At 64.3% G+C, this 20,164-nt stretch carries 18 protein-coding genes; 12 read left to right on the top strand and 6 right to left on the bottom strand.

Annotated features, from left to right (window positions below; translation table 11 throughout):
• The first annotated feature begins 2 nt into the window (after positions 1-2).
• Genes sufC through GJ654_RS14575 form a run of 4 tightly spaced genes read left to right on the top strand, consistent with a single transcriptional unit; the run spans position 3 to position 3,617 of the window.
• Positions 3-755, top strand: coding sequence for a Fe-S cluster assembly ATPase SufC (sufC, locus tag GJ654_RS14590; RefSeq protein WP_155446904.1), 753 nt, complete (start codon positions 3-5; stop codon positions 753-755).
• Positions 752-1,999 (top strand): SufB/SufD family protein, encoded by a 1,248-nt coding sequence (locus GJ654_RS14585; RefSeq protein WP_155446903.1) that lies wholly within the window; start codon positions 752-754, stop codon positions 1,997-1,999. Before sufC ends, GJ654_RS14585 begins: the two co-directional genes overlap by 4 nt.
• Positions 1,996-3,231, top strand: coding sequence for a cysteine desulfurase (locus tag GJ654_RS14580; RefSeq protein WP_155446902.1), 1,236 nt, complete (start codon positions 1,996-1,998; stop codon positions 3,229-3,231). The genes GJ654_RS14585 and GJ654_RS14580 overlap by 4 nt, the downstream gene beginning before the upstream one ends.
• Before the next feature lie 11 nt (positions 3,232-3,242).
• Positions 3,243-3,617: an SUF system Fe-S cluster assembly protein gene (locus tag GJ654_RS14575; protein WP_155446901.1), complete on the top strand. Its 375-nt coding sequence runs from the start codon at positions 3,243-3,245 to the stop codon at positions 3,615-3,617.
• A gap of 203 nt (positions 3,618-3,820) precedes the next feature.
• On the opposite strand, the gene GJ654_RS14570 is transcribed toward GJ654_RS14575, so the two are convergent.
• Entirely contained in the window at positions 3,821-4,036 is a 216-nt protein-coding gene (locus tag GJ654_RS14570) for an alkylphosphonate utilization protein (RefSeq protein WP_155446900.1), read from the bottom strand.
• 139 nt (positions 4,037-4,175) lie between these two features.
• On the opposite strand from GJ654_RS14570, the gene GJ654_RS14565 reads away from it, so the two are divergent.
• Entirely contained in the window at positions 4,176-5,372 is a 1,197-nt protein-coding gene (locus tag GJ654_RS14565; RefSeq protein WP_155446899.1) for an acyltransferase family protein, read from the top strand.
• A gap of 17 nt (positions 5,373-5,389) precedes the next feature.
• Positions 5,390-6,259 carry a metal ABC transporter permease gene (locus GJ654_RS14560; protein ID WP_155446898.1) on the top strand — a complete coding sequence of 290 codons (870 nt, stop codon included), beginning with the start codon at positions 5,390-5,392 and terminating at the stop codon, positions 6,257-6,259.
• Here GJ654_RS14560 and GJ654_RS14555 read toward each other — a convergent pair.
• The gene (locus tag GJ654_RS14555) at positions 6,231-6,644 is read right to left on the bottom strand and encodes a Fur family transcriptional regulator (protein WP_155446897.1); all 414 of its coding nucleotides are present in this window, start codon (positions 6,642-6,644) and stop codon (positions 6,231-6,233) included. The two genes, GJ654_RS14560 and GJ654_RS14555, sit on opposite strands and share 29 nt — an antisense overlap.
• Positions 6,645-6,713: 69 nt before the next feature.
• On the opposite strand from GJ654_RS14555, the gene GJ654_RS14550 reads away from it, so the two are divergent.
• Together GJ654_RS14550 and GJ654_RS14545 are read left to right on the top strand one after the other, a co-directional pair.
• Positions 6,714-7,604, top strand: a complete 891-nt coding sequence (locus GJ654_RS14550) for a metal ABC transporter substrate-binding protein (RefSeq protein ID WP_155446896.1) — start codon at positions 6,714-6,716, stop codon at positions 7,602-7,604.
• Between the two features lie 99 nt (positions 7,605-7,703).
• On the top strand, positions 7,704-8,816 hold the full coding sequence (locus GJ654_RS14545) for a CobW family GTP-binding protein (RefSeq protein ID WP_155446895.1): 1,113 nt from the start codon (positions 7,704-7,706) through the stop codon (positions 8,814-8,816).
• A 43-nt stretch (positions 8,817-8,859) separates the two neighbouring features.
• On the opposite strand, the gene GJ654_RS14540 is transcribed toward GJ654_RS14545, so the two are convergent.
• Positions 8,860-9,054, bottom strand: a complete 195-nt coding sequence (locus GJ654_RS14540; RefSeq protein ID WP_155446894.1) for a hypothetical protein — start codon at positions 9,052-9,054, stop codon at positions 8,860-8,862.
• A gap of 246 nt (positions 9,055-9,300) precedes the next feature.
• On the opposite strand from GJ654_RS14540, the gene GJ654_RS14535 reads away from it, so the two are divergent.
• A complete protein-coding gene (locus tag GJ654_RS14535) occupies positions 9,301-11,106 on the top strand; it encodes a glycosyltransferase family 2 protein (RefSeq protein WP_155446893.1) in 1,806 nt (601 codons plus the stop codon).
• Between the two features lie 3 nt (positions 11,107-11,109).
• Here GJ654_RS14535 and GJ654_RS14530 read toward each other — a convergent pair whose 3' ends face one another.
• Positions 11,110-12,795, bottom strand: coding sequence for a glycosyltransferase (locus GJ654_RS14530; RefSeq protein ID WP_196305570.1), 1,686 nt, complete (start codon positions 12,793-12,795; stop codon positions 11,110-11,112).
• Between the two features lie 185 nt (positions 12,796-12,980).
• On the opposite strand from GJ654_RS14530, the gene GJ654_RS14525 reads away from it, so the two are divergent.
• Positions 12,981-15,320 (top strand): glycosyltransferase, encoded by a 2,340-nt coding sequence (locus tag GJ654_RS14525; protein ID WP_155446891.1) that lies wholly within the window; start codon positions 12,981-12,983, stop codon positions 15,318-15,320.
• Between the two features lie 278 nt (positions 15,321-15,598).
• On the opposite strand, the gene GJ654_RS14515 is transcribed toward GJ654_RS14525, so the two are convergent.
• On the bottom strand, positions 15,599-16,528 hold the full coding sequence (locus GJ654_RS14515) for a histone deacetylase family protein (RefSeq protein ID WP_155446889.1): 930 nt from the start codon (positions 16,526-16,528) through the stop codon (positions 15,599-15,601).
• A 566-nt stretch (positions 16,529-17,094) separates the two neighbouring features.
• Here GJ654_RS14515 and GJ654_RS14510 point away from each other — a divergent pair.
• Entirely contained in the window at positions 17,095-17,709 is a 615-nt protein-coding gene (locus GJ654_RS14510) for a L,D-transpeptidase (RefSeq protein ID WP_155446888.1), read from the top strand.
• Positions 17,710-18,034: 325 nt separating this feature from the next.
• Here the strand turns inward: GJ654_RS14510 and GJ654_RS14505 are convergent, their stop codons facing one another.
• A complete protein-coding gene (locus GJ654_RS14505) occupies positions 18,035-18,559 on the bottom strand; it encodes a GcrA family cell cycle regulator (RefSeq protein WP_155446887.1) in 525 nt (174 codons plus the stop codon).
• Positions 18,560-18,969: 410 nt separating this feature from the next.
• Here GJ654_RS14505 and GJ654_RS14500 point away from each other — a divergent pair, with 410 nt between their 5' ends.
• Entirely contained in the window at positions 18,970-20,163 is a 1,194-nt protein-coding gene (locus GJ654_RS14500) for an aspartate aminotransferase family protein (protein WP_155446886.1), read from the top strand.
• The last annotated feature ends 1 nt before the right edge of the window (position 20,164 follow it).

Raw genomic sequence — 20,164 nt, 5'->3', positions numbered from 1 at the left:
CCATGCTTGAAATTGACAATTTGCACGTCTCCGTCGCCGGCAGGAAAATTCTGGACGGACTCACGCTGAAAGTGGAGGACGGACAGGTCGCGGCGATCATGGGGCCGAACGGGTCCGGCAAATCCACTTTGTCCTATGTGGTCGCGGGGCGCGCCGACTATGAGGTGCAGGACGGAACCATCCGGCTCGACGGCGTCGATATCATGGAAAAGTCGCCGGCCGAACGGGCGGCGATGGGGCTGTTTCTGGTGTTCCAATATCCACTGGAAATTCCCGGCGTCGCCACCATGACGTTTTTGAAGGCGGCGATGAATGCGCAGCGCAAGGCGCGCGGCGCGGCGGAGCTTCCCACCATCGAATTCATGAAACAGGTGCGCGCCACCGCCGCGAAATTGAACATCTCGCAGGACATGCTCAAGCGTCCGGTCAATGTCGGATTTTCCGGCGGTGAGAAGAAGCGCATGGAGATCTTGCAGATGGCGCTGCTGGAGCCGCGCTTTTCCATTCTCGACGAGATGGATTCCGGCCTCGACATTGACGCGCTCAAAACCTGTGCGGAAGGGGTGAACGCGCTTCGCGGCGAGGGGCGCAGTTTTCTGGTGATCACGCACTACCAGCGCCTGCTCAACTTCATCACGGCCGATGTCGTGCACGTCATGTCGCGCGGACGAATCGTGAAGAGCGGCGGTCCCGAACTGGCGCTGGCGCTGGAGGCCAGCGGCTACGCCGAATATGCGGAAGGAGCCGCCGCGTGACCGGGCTTTCCAGCAAGGCGGAAGACGAATTTGGACGGCTGTTGCCGGCCGACGTAACCCCTTCCGCGCGGCTGTTCTTCGATCAGTTCCAGCGCGCCGGCCTGCCCGGCCGGCGGGTGGAGAGCTGGCATTATTCCGATCTGCGCACGAAACTGCGCGCGGTTCCGGAAATGGCGCACGCGCCTGACGATGCGGCGCGCGCGGTCGCGCGGCACAAGCTCGAAGCGAGCGAGCGGCTGCGCCTGGTCACCGTCGATGGTTTCTTCGCCCCGGACCTTTCGGACGATATTTCCGCTGTTGCAGGGATCGACATTTCGCCGGTTGGCGAGGCGGAGTTTTTCGGCGGCGCCGCCGATCCCATGCTCGACCTCAACGCCGCCTTTTCGCGCGGCGGCTTCCTGCTCGACATCGCCGTCGGCGCGCGCATAGATCGCGTGATCGAGATCGTCGCGCTGACCGGCGCCGAAACCGACCGCAGCCGTTTCGGCCGCAGCCTGATCCGCCTTGGCGCCGGCGCGCGCGCGGAGATTTTGGAGACGCGCGACGAGGGGTTTGCCGGCTTCGGCGACAGCGCCTTGTTCATCGCACTGGGCGAAGACGCGCAACTCGATTACGCCTGCCGCTGTCGCGAAACGGCCGGAGTCGAAGTGCAGACGGTCAATGTGATGCTGGCGGCGCGGGCGACATTGCGCGCGGTGTCGCTGCTGGCGCAGACGCCATTCTTGCGCCGGCAATTTTTCGTGTCGCTCGCGGGCGAAGGGGCGGAGTTGAAACTGGCCGGCGCCGTGATTTTGGGCCGCAATGACCATGCCGACATGACCATGGTCGTGCACCATAACGCGCCCGCCTGCGTCAGCCGCGAGATTTTTAAATACGTGCTCGGCGACCACGCGAACGGGGTTTTTCAGGGCAAAATCGTCGTGCCGCCGCATGCGCAAAAGACCGACGGCAAGATGATGTGCCGGGCCTTGCTGCTCTCCGACGAGGCCGCGATGTCCGCCAAGCCGGAACTCGAAATTTTCGCCGACGATGTCGCCTGCGGCCATGGCGCGGCGGTGACGAAACTCGACGCGCAACAGCTTTTCTATCTGGAGACGCGCGGCGTTCCTCATATCGAAGCGGAAAAGATCTTGATCGACGCTTTCGCCGCTGACGTGTTCGACGCGCTCGAAAGCGAGGTTTTGCGCGATCTGCTGCGGACCGATCTGTCCGATCTCTTGGGTGAAGAGGAGCCGGCGTCATGAACCAGATGAAGCCGATCTATGACCTGACGAAAATCCGCGCGGATTTTCCGATCCTCGCCGAAAAGCCCTATGGAAAGCCGCTGGTCTATCTCGACAATGCGGCGAGCGCGCAAAAACCACGTCAGGTGATCGCGCGCATGACCCATGCGATGGAGCATGAATACGCCAATGTGCATCGCGGCCTACATTTTTTGGCCAATGCCGCCACCGACGCCTACGAGGCCGCGCGCGAAAAAGTTCGGGCCTTTTTGAACGCCGGCTCGACCGACGAAATCATTTTTACCCGCGGCGCGACAGAGGCGCTCAATCTGGTGGCTTCGTCCTTTGGCCGCGCGAAAATCGGCGCCGGCGACGAAATCGTGCTGTCGATCATGGAGCACCATTCCAACGTCGTGCCCTGGCATTTTTTGCGCGAGCGTTCCGGCGCCGTGTTGAAATGGGTCGATGTCGAGGACGACGGCTCGTTTTCGCTGCAACGGTTCGAAGACGCGCTGACCGAGCGCACCAAAATCGTGGCGATCACGCATATGTCCAACGTGCTCGGCACGGTGACGCCGGTGAAGGAGATCGTGCGGATCGCGCATGCGCGCGGCATTCCCGTATTGATTGACGGCGCGCAGGGCGCGGTCCATGCGCAAGTGGACGTGCGCGATCTCGACGTCGATTTTTATGCGATCACCGGCCACAAGCTTTATGGACCGACCGGCATCGGCGCGCTCTATGGCAAGAAGGAATGGCTGGAAAAGCTGCCGCCGTTTGCCGGCGGCGGCGAGATGATCGAGACGGTGACATGCGAAAACGTCACCTATGGCGTTCCGCCGCAGCGTTTTGAGGCGGGCACGCCGCCGATCGTCGAGGCCATCGGGCTCGGCGCCGCGCTCGACTATATGGACTCGCTCGGCCGCGACGCCATCCGGGCGCACGAGGCCGATCTCGCAGCTTACGCCGGCGCGCGGCTCGCCGAATTGCCGTTCCTGCGCCTGATCGGAACGGCGCCGGACAAGGGGGCGCTGTTCTCGTTCGAAATGACCGGCGCGCACGCCCATGACGTCGCCACGGTGATCGACCGTTCCGGCGTCGCGGTGCGCGCCGGCACGCATTGCGCGCAGCCGCTGCTGGCGCGCTATGGCGTGACCTCCACCTGCCGGGCGTCCTTCGCCCTCTACAACACCCGCGAGGAAGTGGACGCGCTGGTCGCGGCGCTGATCCGCGCCGCCGATTTGTTCGCCTGATGGATGATGCGATGACCGAGACCGACACACAGCCCAATCATCCCGAAATCGCCGCCAATCCGGAGCTGCGGCCGCAGGATTTCGACCAGCTCAGCGAGGGCATCGTCGCCGCGCTGAAGACGGTCTATGATCCCGAAATTCCGGCCGACATTTACGAGCTCGGATTGATCTACCGCGTCGAGATCGACGACAGCCACTTTGTCAAGATCGACATGACGCTCACCGCGCCGGGCTGTCCGGTGGCCGGGGAAATGCCGGTGTGGGTGGAAAACGCGGTGGCTTCCGTGCCCGGCGTCGCCGGGGTGGACGTGCGGATGGTGTTCGATCCGCCGTGGGACCAGAGCCGCATGTCCGACGAGGCGCGCGTGGCGCTGGACATGTGGTGATGTCCCGCTGAATGAGTCTGACCCGGGGACGGGCTTCCACGGCGGGACATGGCTTCACCGCTTCAGGACTGGACACCCTGCTCGCAAAGCGGCTCGCGTTTTGCGCTCCATGCTGGCGTGGATGGCCGGGACAAGCCCGGCCATGACGACACGAACCGCGGTATCGTCCGCGGGATGTTTTCGTTTTGGTACAAAAGCGACGTTCACGCCTTCTTCAAAAAGCAGGTTTTCAGCACCAGGCCCTTCACCTTGTCGGTGCGGCCCTCGATTTCCTCGGGGTCGTCGGTGAGGTGAATGCCGCGGATCGTCGTGCCGCGCTTGAGCACGGTGGACGACCCTTTCACCTTCAAATCCTTGATGACGGTGACGTTATCGCCTTCGTTGAGGATCGCGCCGTTGGAATCGCGGGTTTCGGACATTTGGCTTTCCCTTTTGGCGCGTCGCGCGCCTTGAGACGGCGGTAAACCATGGATTTGCTGGCTTGCCAAGGCCATGGTAGGCTTGCCCCGAGTTTGCCAACCCAAGATATACGCCGCACGGCCGTAAAGACGTGACGCGATGCCCAAACGATTAGTCGAACTCGATTACTTGCGCGCTTATGCCGTCGCCATGGTCATGGCCTTGCATTTCATTCTCAACTCGCCGCCGCAAACGAAAGGCTTGCAGGATTTTCTTACGAAAGAACACTTGGGCGCCGGCGTCGACTTGTTTTTCGTCATATCGGGCTATGTGATTTCCAGCGCCTTGCATGAGCTCTGGAGCGTGAGGACGGCGCAGGAGGCGCTCCGCCAGAAATTCGCGGTCGTGCTGTTCTACGCCAAGCGCTGCCTGCGGCTGTGGCCGGCCATGGCCTTCTGGCTGCTCGCCAACGTGCTGGTGTCGGCCGTCTTGAACGCCAACGGGATCGACATCATGCCGCCGCCCGGGGAGGTGCTGCGAAAAGCGGTCTCCGGCATGGTCTATCTGTTCAATTTCCAGGAATACGCCAAGGGGAGTTCGCTGGGCTATTTCTGGTCGCTCTCGGTGGAGTGGCAGTTCTACGTCGTCTTCCCGCTGCTGCTGCTGCTCGTTCGCGACATGACGTGGCGGCTCACGCTGCTGGCGCTCTCGGTGGTCGCCTTTCTCTATGTCTTGCCGGGCGGCGGCGGCTGGTGGATGTTCCGCTTCTACGGGGTCGTGATCGGAATCTTCGTCTATTTCGTCCATCGGCGGCTCGGCGTCGCGGCGCCGCGCGTGGCGCTGCTGGACCGCGGCTGGGCGCGCGCGCTGACCACGCTGGGCCTGCTCGCCGCCATCGCCATGGCCGCCTGTTTCATGCAGAACCTGGCCTACAGTCTGCTGCTGTCCTCGATCATATCGGGCGCGCTGGTCTGGTTCGCGGCGGGAAGCAGCGGCTTCGTCAGTTGCTTTGGCATGCGGCCCCTCGTCCGTTGGACGGGCTCGCGGTCCTATTCGCTCTATCTGTGCCATGTGCCGGCAAACACCCTGGCGATCCTGCTTTTGAAGGAGCTGGGCTTGCGCCAGCCGACGGGGTCCTTCGGCTCCTGGACCTTCGTCTATTATCTGGTCTCGCTCGGTTTCGCCCTCGTCTGCGCGGAACTGACCTATCGCCTGATCGAAAAGCCGAGCCACGCCGCCTCGCGGCGGCTGACCCTGGCCGATCTCGGCTATCTTGACGCGCGCGCGGAGCCGGAAGGCGGATCAAAAGCCCCGCCGGCGGGAGCGCGCAAAGTTGGGGTTGAGCCTGCGCCATAAGCCGCTAAACACAGATCATGCTCTACGCTTGGCTGGTCGCGCCCTTCGCCGATTATGAATTCATGCGCCGCGCGCTGATCGGCGCGTGGGCGCTGGCGCTCGCGGGGGCGCCGCTGGGCGTGTTCCTGCTGCTGCGGCGCATGGCGCTGTCCGGCGACGCGCTCGCCCACGCCATCCTGCCCGGCGCGGCGCTGGGCTATCTCGTCGCCGGCCTGTCGCTGCCCGCCATGACGCTTGGCGGCGTTCTCGCCGGTTTTGCCGTGGCGCTCGGCTCCGGCGCCGTCGCGCGGGCAACCGTGTTGCGCGAAGAGGCGTCGCTGGCCGCTTTCTACCTGATCTCCCTGGCCTTGGGCGTCACCCTGGTTTCCGTGCGCGGCTCCAATGTCGACCTGCTGCACGTGCTGTTCGGCAGCGTGCTGGCGCTGGATGACGCCACCCTGATCCTGTTGGCGGCGATCGCCAGCGTCACCCTGGTGGGGCTGGCCGCCATTTACCGGCCACTGGCGCTGGATACGCTCGACCCCGGTTTTCTCGCCTCCGTCAGCCGGGCCGGCGCGGCAATCCAGAGCGTCTTTCTCATGCTGGTGGCCTTGAATCTGGTCGCGGGGTTTCATGCGCTGGGCACGCTGCTGTCGGTCGGCATGATGATGCTGCCGGCGATTTCCGCGCGTTTGTGGACGCAAAACATGAGCGGCATGATCGCGCTCGCCGCGCTGTTCGGGCTGATCGGGGCCTATGCCGGCCTGCTCGCCTCCTATCATTGGGCGCTGCCCTCGGGGCCGCTGATCATTCTGGCCTGCGGCGGGCTTTATGTGCTGTCGCTGGTCGCCGGACCCGCGGGCGGGATGCTGCGCAGGTTCACGCCAAGGTCGCATCTGGAGGGGTGATTTTCTGGCAGCCGGCGCACAGGCCCCGCACCTCGATCGAAACGGCTTCGGCGGCGAACAGATTTTTTCGTGCGGTCTGCCCCAAAAGACTTTCCAGCGCCGCGCCGGAAAATTCGCGCGTGGCGCCGCAGGACCGGCAGATCAAAAAACCCGCGCATAGGGCATGCCCCTGGCTTCGGCACGCCACATAGGCGTTTTGCGACTCCACCCGGTGCGCCAACCCCGTATCCATCAGTTTTTGCAGGGCGCGATAGACCGTCGGCGGCGCCATGCGCTTCTCTCCGCTCAGCGCGTCGATGACGTCATAGGCCGACAGCGGTTTTTGCGCCGCCGTCAGCAAGTCCAGGATCTGGCTCTGCACGGCGTTGAGTTGCGGGCTGGACATTCGTTTCGATCTGATATGTTATAACATACACCGTCACGTCGGCGGCGCCATCGAAACTAGGACGCCTTCATGCGTATGAAAAGCCTGCTGGCCGCACTCCTCCTGCTGCCCTGCGCCGCCTGGGCGGAAACCCCTGAAAAACCGCGCGTGGTCGCCAGCTTCTCCATTCTCGGCGATTTTGTCCGCGAGATCGGCGGCGAGAAGGTGGACTTGCGCGTTCTCGTCGGCCCCAACGGCGACGTCCACGCCTTCCAGCCGAGCCCGGCCAACGCCCAGGCGCTGAAGCAGGCGAAGCTGATCGTCGTCAACGGCCTCGGCCTCGAAGGTTTTATCCCCCGGTTGATCGCCTCGTCCGGATCCAAGGCGCCGGTGGTGGTGGCGAGCCAGGGGGTCAAGACCATCGAAGGCGAGGAGGACGGGAAAAAAGGCGTCGATCCCCACGCCTGGCAGAGCATCGCCAACGCCAAAATCTACGCCGCCAACATCCGCGACGGTCTTGTCGCCGCAGATCCCGCCGATGCCGAATTTTTCAAAGCCCGCGCGGAAAAATTTTTGGCGCGGCTCGACGCGACGGAGCAGCGGGTGCGCGCCGGCGTCGCCGAAATCCCCGAGAAAAACCGCCGCATCGTCACCACGCATGACGCCTTCGGCTATTTCGCCGCCGCCTATGGGTTCGAATTCCTCGCGCCGCAGGGGATTTCAACCGACGCCGAGCCTTCGGCCAAGGACATCGTCAAGCTGATCCAGCAGATCAAGCGCGAAAAAATTCCCGCCGTGTTTCTCGAAAACATTTCCGATCCACGGCTGATGAAGCGCATCGGCGAGGAAAGCGGCGCGAAAATCGGCGGCGACTTGTTTTCCGACGCGCTCTCGGCGAACGATGGGCCGGCGCCCACTTACATCGACATGATGAATCACAATATGGATGAGTTGAAGAAGGCGCTCGCCCCCCACAGCTGACCGGGGCTCGCTCGCGAGGCTCGGGAGCGGACGCGGCGTCGAGCCTGTGCGAGCGATTGACCGCGACCCCTCGCGGTCGAGAACCGAAATGGAGTTTTGATGTCCGAACAAAAAATTCCCGTCACCGTGCTGACCGGCTATCTCGGCGCGGGAAAGACCACGCTGCTCAACCGCATCCTCACCGAGGACCACGGCAAAAAATTCGCCGTGATCGTCAACGAATTCGGCGAGATCGGCATCGACAATGAACTCGTCGTCGACGCCGACGAAGAAGTTTTCGAGATGAACAACGGCTGCATCTGCTGCACCGTGCGCGGCGATCTCATCCGCATCATCGAGGGCTTGATGCGGCGAAAAGGCAAGTTCGACGCCATTCTGGTCGAAACCACCGGGCTCGCCGATCCCGCCCCGGTCGCGCAAACCTTTTTCGTCGACGCCGACGTGCAGAAGGAGACGCGGCTCGACGCCATCGTCACCGTCGCCGACGCCAAGTTTCTGGCCGACCGGCTCAAGGACGCGCCGGAAGCCAAGAACCAGATCGTGTTCGCCGACGTCATCCTGCTCAACAAGACCGATCTGGTGAACCGCGACGAACTCGAAGAGGTGGAGGCGCGCATTCGCGGGCTCAACCCTTATGCGAAACTGCACCGCACCAACCGTTGCGACATCGCGCTGGAGCACGTGCTCGACCGAAACGCCTTCGAGCTCGACCGCATCCTCGATCTCGACCCGGATTTTTTGAAGGTGGACGCCCACGACCATGACCACCATGGTCATGAGCATCACCATCACGGCCACGATCATCATCACCATGATCACGGCCATCACCACCATCACGACCACGATTGCGCGCCCGACTGCGATCACGAGGACCATCATCACGCGCCAAAAGTGCTGCATGACGATGAGGTTAAATCGGTCGCCATCGAGATCGACGGTCCCGTGGACCCCGACCTGTTCCTGCCCTGGATCAACGAAGTGGTGCAGCGCGACGGGCCCGACATCCTGCGCTCAAAAGGAATTTTGGCGTTTCCGAACGAGCCCCGGCGCTATGTCTTCCAGGGCGTCCACATGATTCTGGACGGCGATTTGCAGCGGGAATGGAAGGCGGAGGAAAAGCCCAACAGCCGCATCGTCTTCATCGGCCGCAAGCTCAAGGAAAAGGAATTGCGCGAAGGTTTTAGGGCCTGCGCGGCGTTTCAGCCGGCGTGAGCGCGGCCTTCAGGCGCCCGCGCGACCAGGCGCGGGCGTCCGATTACAAGAATTGATGCAGAACCCGCATCAAGAAGCGGGTGTCGCCGCTGGCCATCATCCACGAGAGACCGGCGAGGAAGCCGACCAGCAGCGTCGCCAACACCAATCGGCCAAGGAATTGGACGGTCTGCGCGGCGCCGTCGAATTTTCCCAGCGGCCGGCTCTGATCCTCGAAACGGTAAACCAAACGGCCCATGGCGTCCTCGCGGGAATTCGCCGGTGGCAAAACACCAGCAAATTCAATTTAAAGTTGCACGATCAGCACCATGTTCACCCCAGGTTGCTTTTCTCTTAACAACCGCTGGGGTGGTCGGCTATTTGTGTCTCGCCGCGGATTTGGCGCGCGGGCAAAAAGGAATTATGGCTTCGGCTTGGCCTGATTGGTCTTCCAGCGCGGATTCGATCCGAACAGGGGCCAAACGGCGCATGCGGGTTTTGAGAGATGGCGGCAGGTTTTTTCAACGACCAGGATTGGGCCAACGAGGCCAATTGTCCGGCAGACTCATTCCCGGCGCCGCGACGCTGGGACATCGTGCTCACCTGCGGCGAACCCTTCGCCCCCGGGGACCAGGGGCTGGCTGGCGAGACCCTGCGCCTGCTGGGCGCGCTGGCGGCGGAAGCGCCCGACCGCGCCATTCTGCTGATCTGCGCCGAACCCCTCGATCCCGCGCTAGAGCTTTTTCACGTTCCATCGAAACATGAAAAAGCTCTAGATTCTTGTTTTGACGCATTTTCTTTACGCGAACCGGCATCCACTTCGCTTGAAAATGCTCTCAGACCGGCGCTGGCCGGGGCGTCCGTGCTGGTGGCGCCGCCGCGCCAGAATGCTTTTGGACGCTATGTCCACTTCCTCGAAGCGCCGGCCCTGCGCTTCGCCTTCGCCGCCGCCGAACTTTTGCTGGAGCTGCAGCGGCGCGGCCATGAATTCGCCCTCGCCTGCTGCGCCGACCGGGGCGCCGAAGGGTTTTTCATCGAAAAGATGCGTCGCCACGGGCAGTTGCGCCTCGACGGCCTGGCCGTGCGGCTGCATGGCCCCACCGCGCTGGCGTTCGAGGATCGCGCGGCGCCGCTGCACGACATGAGTACGGAGGCCCGCAATCTGCTGGTCGAGGAAATCGCCTGCCTGCGCCGCGCCGATATTTTGGTGCATCGCGACGACGCGACCTGGGCGCGCGTCCAAAAGCTTTGCCGGCGGTTCGGCTTCGACGCGCAGGCGCGCGCGCGGCGCGAAACCGCGCCGCTGTGGAGCGCCTTGCGTCCGCCGCCTCCGCGCCTCCCGGCCGAACCCGAAAATCTTCCCGTCGGTTTCGTCATTCCCCATTTCAACAATGCCGCCTTCATCGAGGGGTGCCTGGCGTCGGTGCGCGCCTGCGCCGAACCGGGCGACGAAATTTTGGTGGTGGACGACGCCTCGCGCCCCCAAGAGAAGCAGGCGCTGCGCGATCTTGTCGCCCGGCTGAACGCGCAAGGCGCGCCCGAGATTGTCCTGCACGAACTGCCGCACAATGGCGGACCCGCCGCGGCGCGCAACGCCGGCGTGGAAAAACTGGGGCGCGCCGAACTGGTGCAGTTCATCGACGCCGACGACGCCCTCCATCCCGAAGGGTTTCGGGCGACCCGCCGCGCCCTGCTGCTCAATCCCGACCTCGCCATGGTCTATGGCATGCAGCGCAATTTCGGCGCGGACCGATTTTATTGGGTCACCATGGACCCCAACCCGCTCACGATTTTCGACGAGAATTTTTGTCACAGCGCGCCGCTTGTGCGCCGCGCCGTGTTTGCGGCGCTGGGGGGACAGGCGACCGCATTGCGCCGCCATTACGAGGACTGGGAGTTCAATGTGCGCTTGCACCTCTCGGGGTTCGCCGGCGAAATGGTCGTGGCGCAGACCCAGCAATACCGCATGGGCCACGCCTCCCGCACGTTCGAAAAAGCCGAGAAGACCAACCAGTCGCGCGAGGCGCTCATGGCCCATGTCGCGCGCGCCAGACTTTCAGGACACCCCCACCGCGACAGGCTCGCCGCGACGCTGGCCGTCTATGCCGCGAAACTCGAACATGCGGGGCTGCTCTGTCCGGCCGCCGGGCAAAGCCGGTCGCAGAGCGTGCAGCAGCGGACCGTCGAGATCGTCAACCTGATCGACCTCGAGGAACAGCTAAAAACCCAGCCCTTGCCAGTGTGGCGGAAAAAACTGGCCCGGCTGGCGCTGTCGGTCGCGCGCCGCCTCGGCCGCGCCCGGCGGAAATAAGCTTCAAGCCTTCGCCTTCTGCTTGTCCTGCGCCGCGAGGGCCGCCTCGCGCCAGCGCCAGTACAGCGGCGTCAGCGGATGGGGGCAGTCGGGCAGCCAGGGTTTGTGGACGTCCGTGTAATGAATCAGCGCCGGGCGAAGCGCCGCCTCGTGCGCTTCGGCCTCGGTGTAATCGTAATCGAGCTCGTTGGTGCGGAACAGCCGGCCGTTGGCGTTCCAGCGCAACGGCAGCCGCAGGGTGCGGCCGCAGAAGGCGATGTTGAGAATGTCCTGATCCTGCAGGTTGATGTCCTCGCGCCGGCTGTCGAAACTGCGCCAGTACAGCGCGTCGGCGTCCATGGCGCGCAGCGCCTTGAGATTGAACAGGCAGACGCCAGCGTTGAAATAGGCGTGCGACAGCGGCAAGGCCAGCCGGCGCGATTGCGACACCCCGCCCTCGTCCGCGACCGCCGCCGCGAGATGGTCGCCGAGATCGAGCCAGATTTTGGCGATGTTGTCGGCGAGGATGATGTCGGCGTCGAGATAGATGGTCTTGTCCACGCTGTCCGGCAGCAGTCGGTGCAAGGCGAGGCGGTAATAGGTGGCGCGCGAAATGTGTGGGCGGTTGTGGGGATAGCGCTCGAATTCCTCGGCCGCGACCGGGACGAAATCCAATTCGACGTGCGGATTCGGCGGCAGCGCCGCGAGCAGCGCCTGGCTGTCCCTGGACAGGCTGTCGTCGTGCAGAATGTGCGCCGTCAACCGCTGCTGCGGGTGGAGGTGGGCGAACAGCGACGCCAGCGCCGCCGCGCAATGCGGCGTGTAATTGTCGTCAATCGCAAAGGTGACGTGAATGCGCTCGGCGACCCGCGTTCTTGGCGCCTCGGTTTGTTGCGCCGCGACCGTGTCAAGGATCGGCGCCCCGTCGAGCACCGGCCGGTCCAACTGGCCGTAGGCGACGCCAAAACCCGCGATCCACGCGCCATGGGTCGTCGCGACATAATCGAGGTAGCCGGGAAACAGTTGCTCGGCGAGACAGGCGAGCACGGGTTCGCGCCGGCGCGCGGCGAGGTCGATCTGCGCCTCGCAGGCGAACAGGATGTCGAACAGCCATTGCGCATAGGCGCGAAAACGGTCCGCCCGCATCACGAAGACATGGCCCGCCCGCTGGCGGCGCCAATGCAGCCGCCGCACCACGAAGGGATAGACGGCCGGCGTCCGTTCCCGGATCAGCCGCAGCGCCAGGTCGAGGTCGTCGATGACGTGGTCGCGGCGATAGAGCTCGTAATTCGTCATCACCCTTTGGGACAGGCCGTGTACGGTCGTATCCATCCACGGGGGCGCGACGATGTCGTGGTCCTGGCACACGCGCGCGATTCGCTCCTGCGACCAGCCGAAAGCGTCCTGGCGCTCGGGGCTGAAGTCCTGGAAGGCGGTGAACTCAGGCCTTGCCTCGGCAAAATTCGGCCAGATCCGGTGGTGGAAGAAGCCGTAATGGTCCGCGTCCAGGTTCTTCCACATCCAGTAGAGCGCGGTGAGCTCGGCGAAGGCGGAGGATTTTGTCGAAATCGAGTCCCCGGAATCGTCGCGCAACGGCGTCGTCGGCGCGTCCGCCTTCCCCGCGTCGAGCGTGATTGAAGTGAAGATCTCGTCGTCCTGAACGAGGCCAGGACGATTTTGGCAAACGAGGAAGGCAAATCTGCGTTTCATGCCGGGCAAAGCCTGTCTCGATTCGCGCATTGCGCGAAATGACGCGCGTCTTCAATCCGCCGGCGCGATTCTGCTCCTCTTAATAAAAATGTCGCGCGCGTTCAAGGATGGGCCAGCCGGCCGCGACGCTCGATTTCCAGGGCCCGGCCTGCTAGAGAGGGAAACAACCTTTTTCGGATTTTTACATGCCTCTCGTCGCCGAAGACGCGCCGACCCCGTTCGGCGCCTTTTTCGAAGATCGCCATGCCCAATTTGGACTTTCGCCCCGCGCATGGGATTTCGTCCTGACCTGCTACGAGCCGCTGAGCATGGTCACCGGCGGCATCGGCACCTATTCGCGCCTGTTGCTGCGCCTGCTGTCGCGCGACGCCGGGCACACATCGATCCTGCTGATCTGCGCCGTCGAACCCGATCCGCGCCTGCGCAAACTGCTGCCGGAGGTTTGCGTCATTGTCGCGCCGCCGATCCACCACCGGCGCGGCCTCCATGTCGAGGATGTCGGCGACGACCACATGCGCTTTTCGCTCGCCGTGGCCGAGACGCTCCAGGCGCTGCAACAGCACGGGCACGCGTTTCGCTTCATCGAATTCCCCGACTACGGCATGGAGGGCTATTTCAGCCTGAAAATGCGCCGGCACGGGCAGTTGCGCGCCGACAGGATGGCGGTGCGGCTGCATTCGCCGCTGCTCATGCTGTTCGAGGACAATGGCGATCCCCTCCACATCGATTCCGTGATTCGACGCAAGTCGCTGGTCTATGAGCTGTTCTGCTATCGCCACGCCGACGTCCTGCTCTACGGCGCCGAGGCGATGCGCGACCGCATCGAAAACATCTGCGGGCGTTACGGCGTCGACATTTCGGCGCGCACGAAAAAAATCCCGCATCCCAAGGCGGAGCCGGGCCTGTTCGGCCTCACCGAGGCGCCGCCGCCGCCGCTGGCGCTGCGCCCCGAGGATCGCCCGCTCACCCTCTGCTATGTCGGGCGGCTGGAAAACCGCAAGGGAATCGCGACCTTCTTCGACACCATCGCGGCCTCGCCCGAGATCGTCCGGCTGATCAAGGACCGCAACCTGCAATTCCATCTGGTCGGGCTCGACCTGCCCCATGACGAAAAGCGCAGCAATGGCGAGCTTATCCGCGCCGCCGTGGCCGCCGCCGGACTCGAAGCCCATGTCGCGATTTTCGGCTATGTCGACCAGCAGGCGCTGCCGACCGAATTTTTCGGCCACGTCGACGCCTTCGTCTTTCCCTCCATTTTCGAAAATTATCCCAACGCCCTGCTCGAAACCCTGCCCTATGGCTGCCCGACGCTGGTGAGCGCGCGCGGCGGCATGCCGGAGATCGCCGCCCCCTTCCCAAAAATCACGCGCTACGATCCGCTGGCGCCCGACGCGCCCGACGCGATTCTTGCATTCCTCGCCGCCCTTCGCCCCACCCAACCCGACTCTTGCGCGCGGGAAAAATTCGACGACGTGGCGCGTCAGTCCAACGCCAAGATGATCCGCGACTATTTTGCATTGGTCGAGGCGCCGGTCGCGCCCCCGCCCGCCGAGGGCGCGGATTTTTCCGTCGGCTTCGTCGTGCCGCATTACAATTCCACCGCCGATCTCGCCGATTGCCTCGCCTCCATCCGGGCCTGCGCCAACGAGGGCGACGCCATCGTCGTGGTGGACGACTGCTCTTCGCCGGAGGAAGTCGCGCGCGCGAAAACGATTGTGGCGGCGGCCAATGCGGCGGGGACGCCGGAGGCGCGGCTGATCCTGCTCGCGCGCAACGGCGGTCCCTCGGCGGCCCGCAACGCCGGCGCGACCGCCGTGGGCGACATCCACGCGCTGCAATTCCTCGACGCCGACGACATGCTCGACGCCGACGGATTCCGCGCCACGCGGACGGCCCTGCGCCGCAACCCCGACATCGACATGGCCTATGGCGTCCAGCGCTCCCATGGCGAACGCAACCATTTCTGGTTCACCACCGACGCCAATCCCATGACCGTGCTCGACGAGAATTTTGCGCACAGCGCCGTTCTCGTGCGCAAAGCCGCCTTCGACGCGCTGGGCGGCTATGCCCCGGCGATGCGCGCCCTGTTCGAGGACTGGGAGTTTTACGCACGCTTTTGCCTCGCCGGGTTCAAGGGCGAGGCGGTGATGGCGCCCACCCAGATCTATCGCGTCCGTCCCGCCTCGCGCTCGACCGACAACGCCGAAGCGCTTTTTCACGCGCGACAGGACCTGCTCGCCAACCTCGCCCGCTGCGAAAAGCTTTCGGGCGACCCTGTGGCTGACCGGCTGGTCATGGCGATCGCCTGCCAGGCCTCGGCCCTGGTCAAGCACGGCCTGATTTCACGCGCCGCGCTGCAGGACCCGGAGGCGCTGAAGCAAGTGGTCGAGGTGCATGTCACCCGCGAGGCCACCGTGCGCGACCTGCGCGAGCGCATAAAAGCGCAGCGCCTGCCCCGCTGGCGCAAATCCGCGTCCAGCCTGCTGCTGTCGCTGACGAAAAAGCTGGGGGGATTTCCGGTTTAGTCGGCTTATGAAAAATCCGTGGACCGCCCCCGCCCTTCGAGACGCCCGCCAAGGCGGGCTCCTCAGGGTGAGGGATACTGAATGTTCTAGAGCATTTTCAAGCGAAGTGGATGCCGGTTCGCGTGAAGAAAATGCGTCAAAACAAAAATCTAGAGCTTTTTCATGTTTTCATGAAACGTGAAAAAGCCTCTAGGAGGCGGGTCGGCCGTCGAGGACAGCCGCCGGAGTCCCCCTCACCCTAACCCTCTCCCCGCTCGCGGGGCGAGGGAACACTCCCGTCACATCCCCATCAGCGTCAGCACATGGGCGGCGACCGAGCGGGCGAGGCCGTCGAGGTCGTAGCCGCCTTCAAGCAGCGACACCACGCGGCCCTTGCACTTGCGGTCGGCGACCTCCATCAGCTTGCCCGTGGCCCAGGCGAAATCCTGCTCGACCAGATTCAGGTTGGCGAGCGGATCGCGGCGGTGGGCGTCGAAGCCGGCCGAAATGATCAGCAGGTCGGGGCTGAACGCCTCCAGGCGCGGCAGGACCGCCACTTCCATGGCCTCGCGAAAGTTCATGCTGCCGTCGCCGGCGGCGAGCGGCGCGTTGACCATGTTGTTGTATTCGCCGCGCTCGCCGGTCGCGCCGGTGCCGGGATAGAGCGGCATTTCGTGGGTCGAGGCGTACATCACCCGCGCATCCGACCAGAAAATGTCCTGGGTGCCGTTGCCGTGGTGGGCGTCGAAATCCATGATCGCCACGCGCTCGGCCGCATGAATGGCCAGCGCATGGCGGGCGGCGACCGCCGCATTGTTGAAGAAGCAGAAGCCCATGGGCGTGGCGCGCTCGGCGTGATGCCCCGGCGGGCGCATGGCGACGAAGGCGTTGTTGACCTTGTGGGTCATCACCTCGTCGATGGCCTGGCAGCAGCCGCCGATGGCGCGATAGGCCGCCGCCAGCGTCCCCGGACTCATGGTCGTGTCGCTGTCGAGCCGCGCAAAACCGTCGCGCGGCGAGGTCTGCTCCAGCGCGGCGAGGTAGGATTCGGGATGGACGCGCAAGGCCTGTTCGCGCGAGCCTTCGACCGCCTGGTCGCGGATGAGCGTCATGAAACGCTCGTGTTCAAGGATGCGCTCGACGACGCGGACGCGATCGGGGCGCTCGGGGTGCCCGGGCCCGTTGTCGTGATCGAGCCCGCTGGGATGCGTAATCAGCAACGTGTTCAAGTTCTACTCGCCAATGTCCTCGACAGGTCCGCCTCCGCCGGCCGGCGGGCGGCGAACTCCGGGCATTTCCCCCTGTCTGGATGTCGAGCGCTCCTTTGGCGGACGAAAATGATCCGCAGGGTCGCCGGCCATGCATTCCGCGCGGGAAAAACCTCGGCGTCTTCCTTCCCTTTGGTTCGACTCAGCGCTTCGCCTCGCCTCACCGTTATTGATTTGGCGCGACGCTTCGCCTGACGGCGCGCGCCCCGCTTGTTGGCGGCAAAGCCATGCTTTCCCACTCTGAAAACCAACATCGCGCTATTTGCCGCATCTGTCCAACGTTGTTTATGGCTTTCGTCGAAAGTCGTGCCCTTAGGCCAACAAATTCACCATGTTCGCAGATGACGCTCGGACATGGCGCGCCAATCCCGCACTGTGTCGCGGGTGGGCAACTGTGTGGCGCATGTGTCACATCGCCCCGGTTTCGCAGGCGGACGGCCGCCTTCACGGTTGCAACGGGGCAAGTTGCCGCTTCATATGGTCGTTAACGGGCGGTCAGCTTGGGCGTGATCTTTTTGGGGCGGGCGATGAAGTTTCGAACCTTTGCAACGATAGGCTTGATAGGAGCGGCCTTGGCCGGCTGCAATGGCGTGGGCGGCGTCCGCTCTCCGGACCCGGCGCTCAACGCCAGGGACAAGGAATTTCTCTCGCTCGCGCCCAGCGCCAATGTCGGCGGCGAGTTCGAGCGCTATGTCGTCGATGACCCGACCGGCGCCGCGCCGGGCACGATCACCATCGATTCCGGCAAGAACCTGCTTTATTTCTCCATGCCGAACAAGAAGGCGATCCGCTACGGCGTCGCCACCGGCAGCGAGGCGGCCGGCTGGAAGGGCACGGCGACCATCGGCAAGCTCGCGGAATGGCCGGGCTGGATGCCGCCGGCCGACATGCTGGAGCGCTGGCCGCACCTGCGTCCCACCGCCGAAGCCGGCGGTCTGCCGGGCGGTCCGGACAATCCGCTCGGCGCGCGCGCCATGTACCTGTACCAGGGCAGCAAGGACACCCTGTACCGCATCCACGGCACCAACGAGCCGGACAAGATCGGCCAGCACGTGTCGTCGGGCTGCATCCGCATGCGCAATGTCGACGCCATCGACCTCTACAACCGCGTGAAAATCGGAACCAGAGTCAACGTGCTCTGAGATTTGCGACAGCGCGGAACGTTTGACGCCCCCGGAGACGGGGGCGTTTTGTTTTTTGCGGGGTCTCTGTCGACGACAGCCGCAATTTGCGCGCCTGTCCGTCCGTCATGGCCGGGCTTGTCCAGGGGCGTCCACGCCGAGCCGCGCGGATTACGGGATGCGCGCGGCCCTGTGGAGCCTGCTATGTCCTGCCGAGCACGCCCGTCCCGAAAAGGAAGCGAGCGCCGTGGACAAAACAAAAGGGGCGCCGTAGCGCCCCTCAGCCGTGAACCGCCCTCGCCCTTCGAGACGCCTGCTCCGCAGGGTGAGGGCTACTGAATGGAATTCAGCCGCGCGCCGCGCGCTTTTCGCGCTCGCGGCGGCGGTCCTGCACCGGCTGGTAAGCGATGCGGGCGTGCGCCAGGCAATAGGGCCCGGCGCCGATCTGCATCTTGGCGCCGCAATAGCGGAAGTCGGTGTTGGTGGGATCGCCGAGCGGCCAGCGGCACATGGATTCCCGCAGGTCCATGATGGTCACGCGCTCGGAAATGGGGATGACCACGTCATCGAAGGCGACGCGCGGCGCCGGCGCGGGGGCCGGACGCGCGTCCATCGCCAGCGCCAGCGCGCCATGGGTCATCGGAGCGGGGGCTGGACGCGCCGGCTCATCCTTGCGTGGCCGGACGGCCGCCGCCGCAGCAGCAGCAGGCGCCGGCGACTTGGCGCGGCCCGACAGGCCGAGACGATGCACCTTGCCGATCACGGCATTGCGGCTGACGCCATTCCCCAGTTCATTGGCGATCTGGCTCGCGCTCAACCCGTCGAGCCACATTTTCTTCAATTGCTCGACACGTTCATCGGTCCAGGACATACCGCGATCTCCAGTTTATTCTTCGTGCGTCATGACGCGCAGGACTCAACCTTCGCCGGCGCGACGAGCGCGCCGCGAGCGAAAAATCTAGCAACGGGACTGACGAGGACGACGCCGATACACGCGCGCCGCACAACAAAATGTCGTAGCCGACAGATGAGAATCTACAACGAGCGCGGAATCGGGCGCAAGAGTCGTTAACGCCGCAAAAAGGTTTTCCCCAGCCCATTGCGGACGCTCCGGACTGTCGCGCGGCGCCCGACAATTGACCGGGGCGCGAGGATTCCCTAAGATCATGAGCCGATGCCGTCCCCGGGGGGACGGCTCTTTCATTTTCTGGGCCGCACACGGCATGTTTGCGCAAGAGTCTTCGCGCGCACGCCTTCGCCAGGACCAGTTGGGAGTTCGACATGACCTCTGCTCTACTGCCGACTTACGCACGCTATCCGCTGGCGTTCGAGCGCGGCGAGGGCGCATGGCTGGTTTCGACGACCGGCGAAAACTATCTTGATTTCGGCGGCGGCATCGCCGTGGCGAGCCTGGGCTACAACCATCCGCATCTGGTCGCGGCCCTCACCGAGCAGGCGAAAAAACTCTGGCACACTTCCAACCTGTTCCAGATGCCCGAAGGCGAGCGGCTGGCGCGGCGGTTGTGCGACGTGACGTTCGCGGATCGCGTGTTCTTCACCAATTCCGGCGCCGAGGCGCTGGAGCTGACCATCAAAATGGCGCGCAAGTGGAATGCGGCGAACGGACATCCCGAGCGCTTCCACATGATCACCTTTGAAGGCGCGTTCCACGGCCGCACGCTCGCCACCATCGCCGCCGGCGGCAATCCCAAATATCTCGACGGTTTTGGCGAAAAGACGCCCGGCTTCGATCAGGTTGCGTTCGGCGATCTTGACGCGGTGGAAAAGGCCATCGGGCCGCAGACCGGCGCCATTCTGGTCGAGCCGATCCAGGGCGAAGGCGGCATTCGCGTGGGCTCCCGGGATTTCATTCGGGGCTTGCGCGCTTTGTGCGACGAACACGGCCTGCTGCTGTGCTTCGACGAGGTGCAGTCGGGCATGGGCCGCACCGGCAAACTGTTCGCCTATGAGCTTTATGACGTTGCGCCTGATATCATGGCGTCGGCGAAAGGCATCGGCGGCGGTTTTCCGCTCGGCGCTGTGCTGGCGACGGAGGAGGCCGGCAAGGGCATGACCGTCGGCGCCCATGGCACGACCTATGGCGGCAATCCGCTCGCCATGGCCTGCGGCAACGCCGTGCTCGACGTGCTGCTGTCGGACGGCTTTTTGGCGGATGTCGCGCGAAAGGGTTTGTTGTTGCGCCAGCAGCTCGCGGGGCTCGCCGCCGCCTGTCCCGAAATCGTCGCGGAAATTCGCGGCGAAGGGCTGATGCAGGGCCTGAAACTCACCGTGCCGCCCGCCGATTTCGCCGCGGCCGCGCGCGAGAAAAAACTGATTGTCATACCGGCGGGCGACACTGTCGTCCGCATCCTGCCGCCGCTGATCGTCAGCGACGAGGAGATCAGGACCGGCGTCGGCAGGCTGGCGGAAGCCTGCGCGGCGATGAAGACGGCCAAGGAGCCGGAAGAAGCATGAA

This window comes from Rhodoblastus acidophilus (assembly GCF_009720655.1).
GTDB classification, from domain to species: domain Bacteria; phylum Pseudomonadota; class Alphaproteobacteria; order Rhizobiales; family Beijerinckiaceae; genus Rhodoblastus; species Rhodoblastus acidophilus_A.
The sequence above is the reverse complement of the archived record's forward strand: the minus strand, read 5'-3'. Positions and strand labels throughout refer to the sequence as shown.

Excerpts from the sequence above, each read along its gene's own strand:
- GJ654_RS14540 (WP_155446894.1), bottom strand. The coding sequence starts at position 9,054 with ATGGGCCGTTTGGTTTACCGTTTCGAGGATCAGAGCCGGCCGCTGGGA.
- GJ654_RS14550 (WP_155446896.1), top strand. The coding sequence starts at position 6,714 with ATGCGTATGAAAAGCCTGCTGGCCGCACTCCTCCTGCTGCCCTGCGCC.
- GJ654_RS14535 (WP_155446893.1), top strand. The coding sequence starts at position 9,301 with ATGGCGGCAGGTTTTTTCAACGACCAGGATTGGGCCAACGAGGCCAAT.
- GJ654_RS14560 (WP_155446898.1), top strand. The coding sequence starts at position 5,390 with ATGCTCTACGCTTGGCTGGTCGCGCCCTTCGCCGATTATGAATTCATG.
- GJ654_RS14510 (WP_155446888.1), top strand. The coding sequence starts at position 17,095 with ATGAAGTTTCGAACCTTTGCAACGATAGGCTTGATAGGAGCGGCCTTG.
- GJ654_RS14580 (WP_155446902.1), top strand. The coding sequence starts at position 1,996 with ATGAACCAGATGAAGCCGATCTATGACCTGACGAAAATCCGCGCGGAT.
- GJ654_RS14575 (WP_155446901.1), top strand. The coding sequence starts at position 3,243 with ATGACCGAGACCGACACACAGCCCAATCATCCCGAAATCGCCGCCAAT.
- GJ654_RS14500 (WP_155446886.1), top strand. The coding sequence starts at position 18,970 with ATGACCTCTGCTCTACTGCCGACTTACGCACGCTATCCGCTGGCGTTC.
- GJ654_RS14530 (WP_196305570.1), bottom strand. The coding sequence starts at position 12,795 with ATGAAACGCAGATTTGCCTTCCTCGTTTGCCAAAATCGTCCTGGCCTC.
- GJ654_RS14525 (WP_155446891.1), top strand. The coding sequence starts at position 12,981 with ATGCCTCTCGTCGCCGAAGACGCGCCGACCCCGTTCGGCGCCTTTTTC.
- GJ654_RS14570 (WP_155446900.1), bottom strand. The coding sequence starts at position 4,036 with ATGTCCGAAACCCGCGATTCCAACGGCGCGATCCTCAACGAAGGCGAT.
- GJ654_RS14565 (WP_155446899.1), top strand. The coding sequence starts at position 4,176 with ATGCCCAAACGATTAGTCGAACTCGATTACTTGCGCGCTTATGCCGTC.
- GJ654_RS14505 (WP_155446887.1), bottom strand. The coding sequence starts at position 18,559 with ATGTCCTGGACCGATGAACGTGTCGAGCAATTGAAGAAAATGTGGCTC.
- GJ654_RS14555 (WP_155446897.1), bottom strand. The coding sequence starts at position 6,644 with ATGTCCAGCCCGCAACTCAACGCCGTGCAGAGCCAGATCCTGGACTTG.
- sufC (WP_155446904.1), top strand. The coding sequence starts at position 3 with ATGCTTGAAATTGACAATTTGCACGTCTCCGTCGCCGGCAGGAAAATT.
- GJ654_RS14545 (WP_155446895.1), top strand. The coding sequence starts at position 7,704 with ATGTCCGAACAAAAAATTCCCGTCACCGTGCTGACCGGCTATCTCGGC.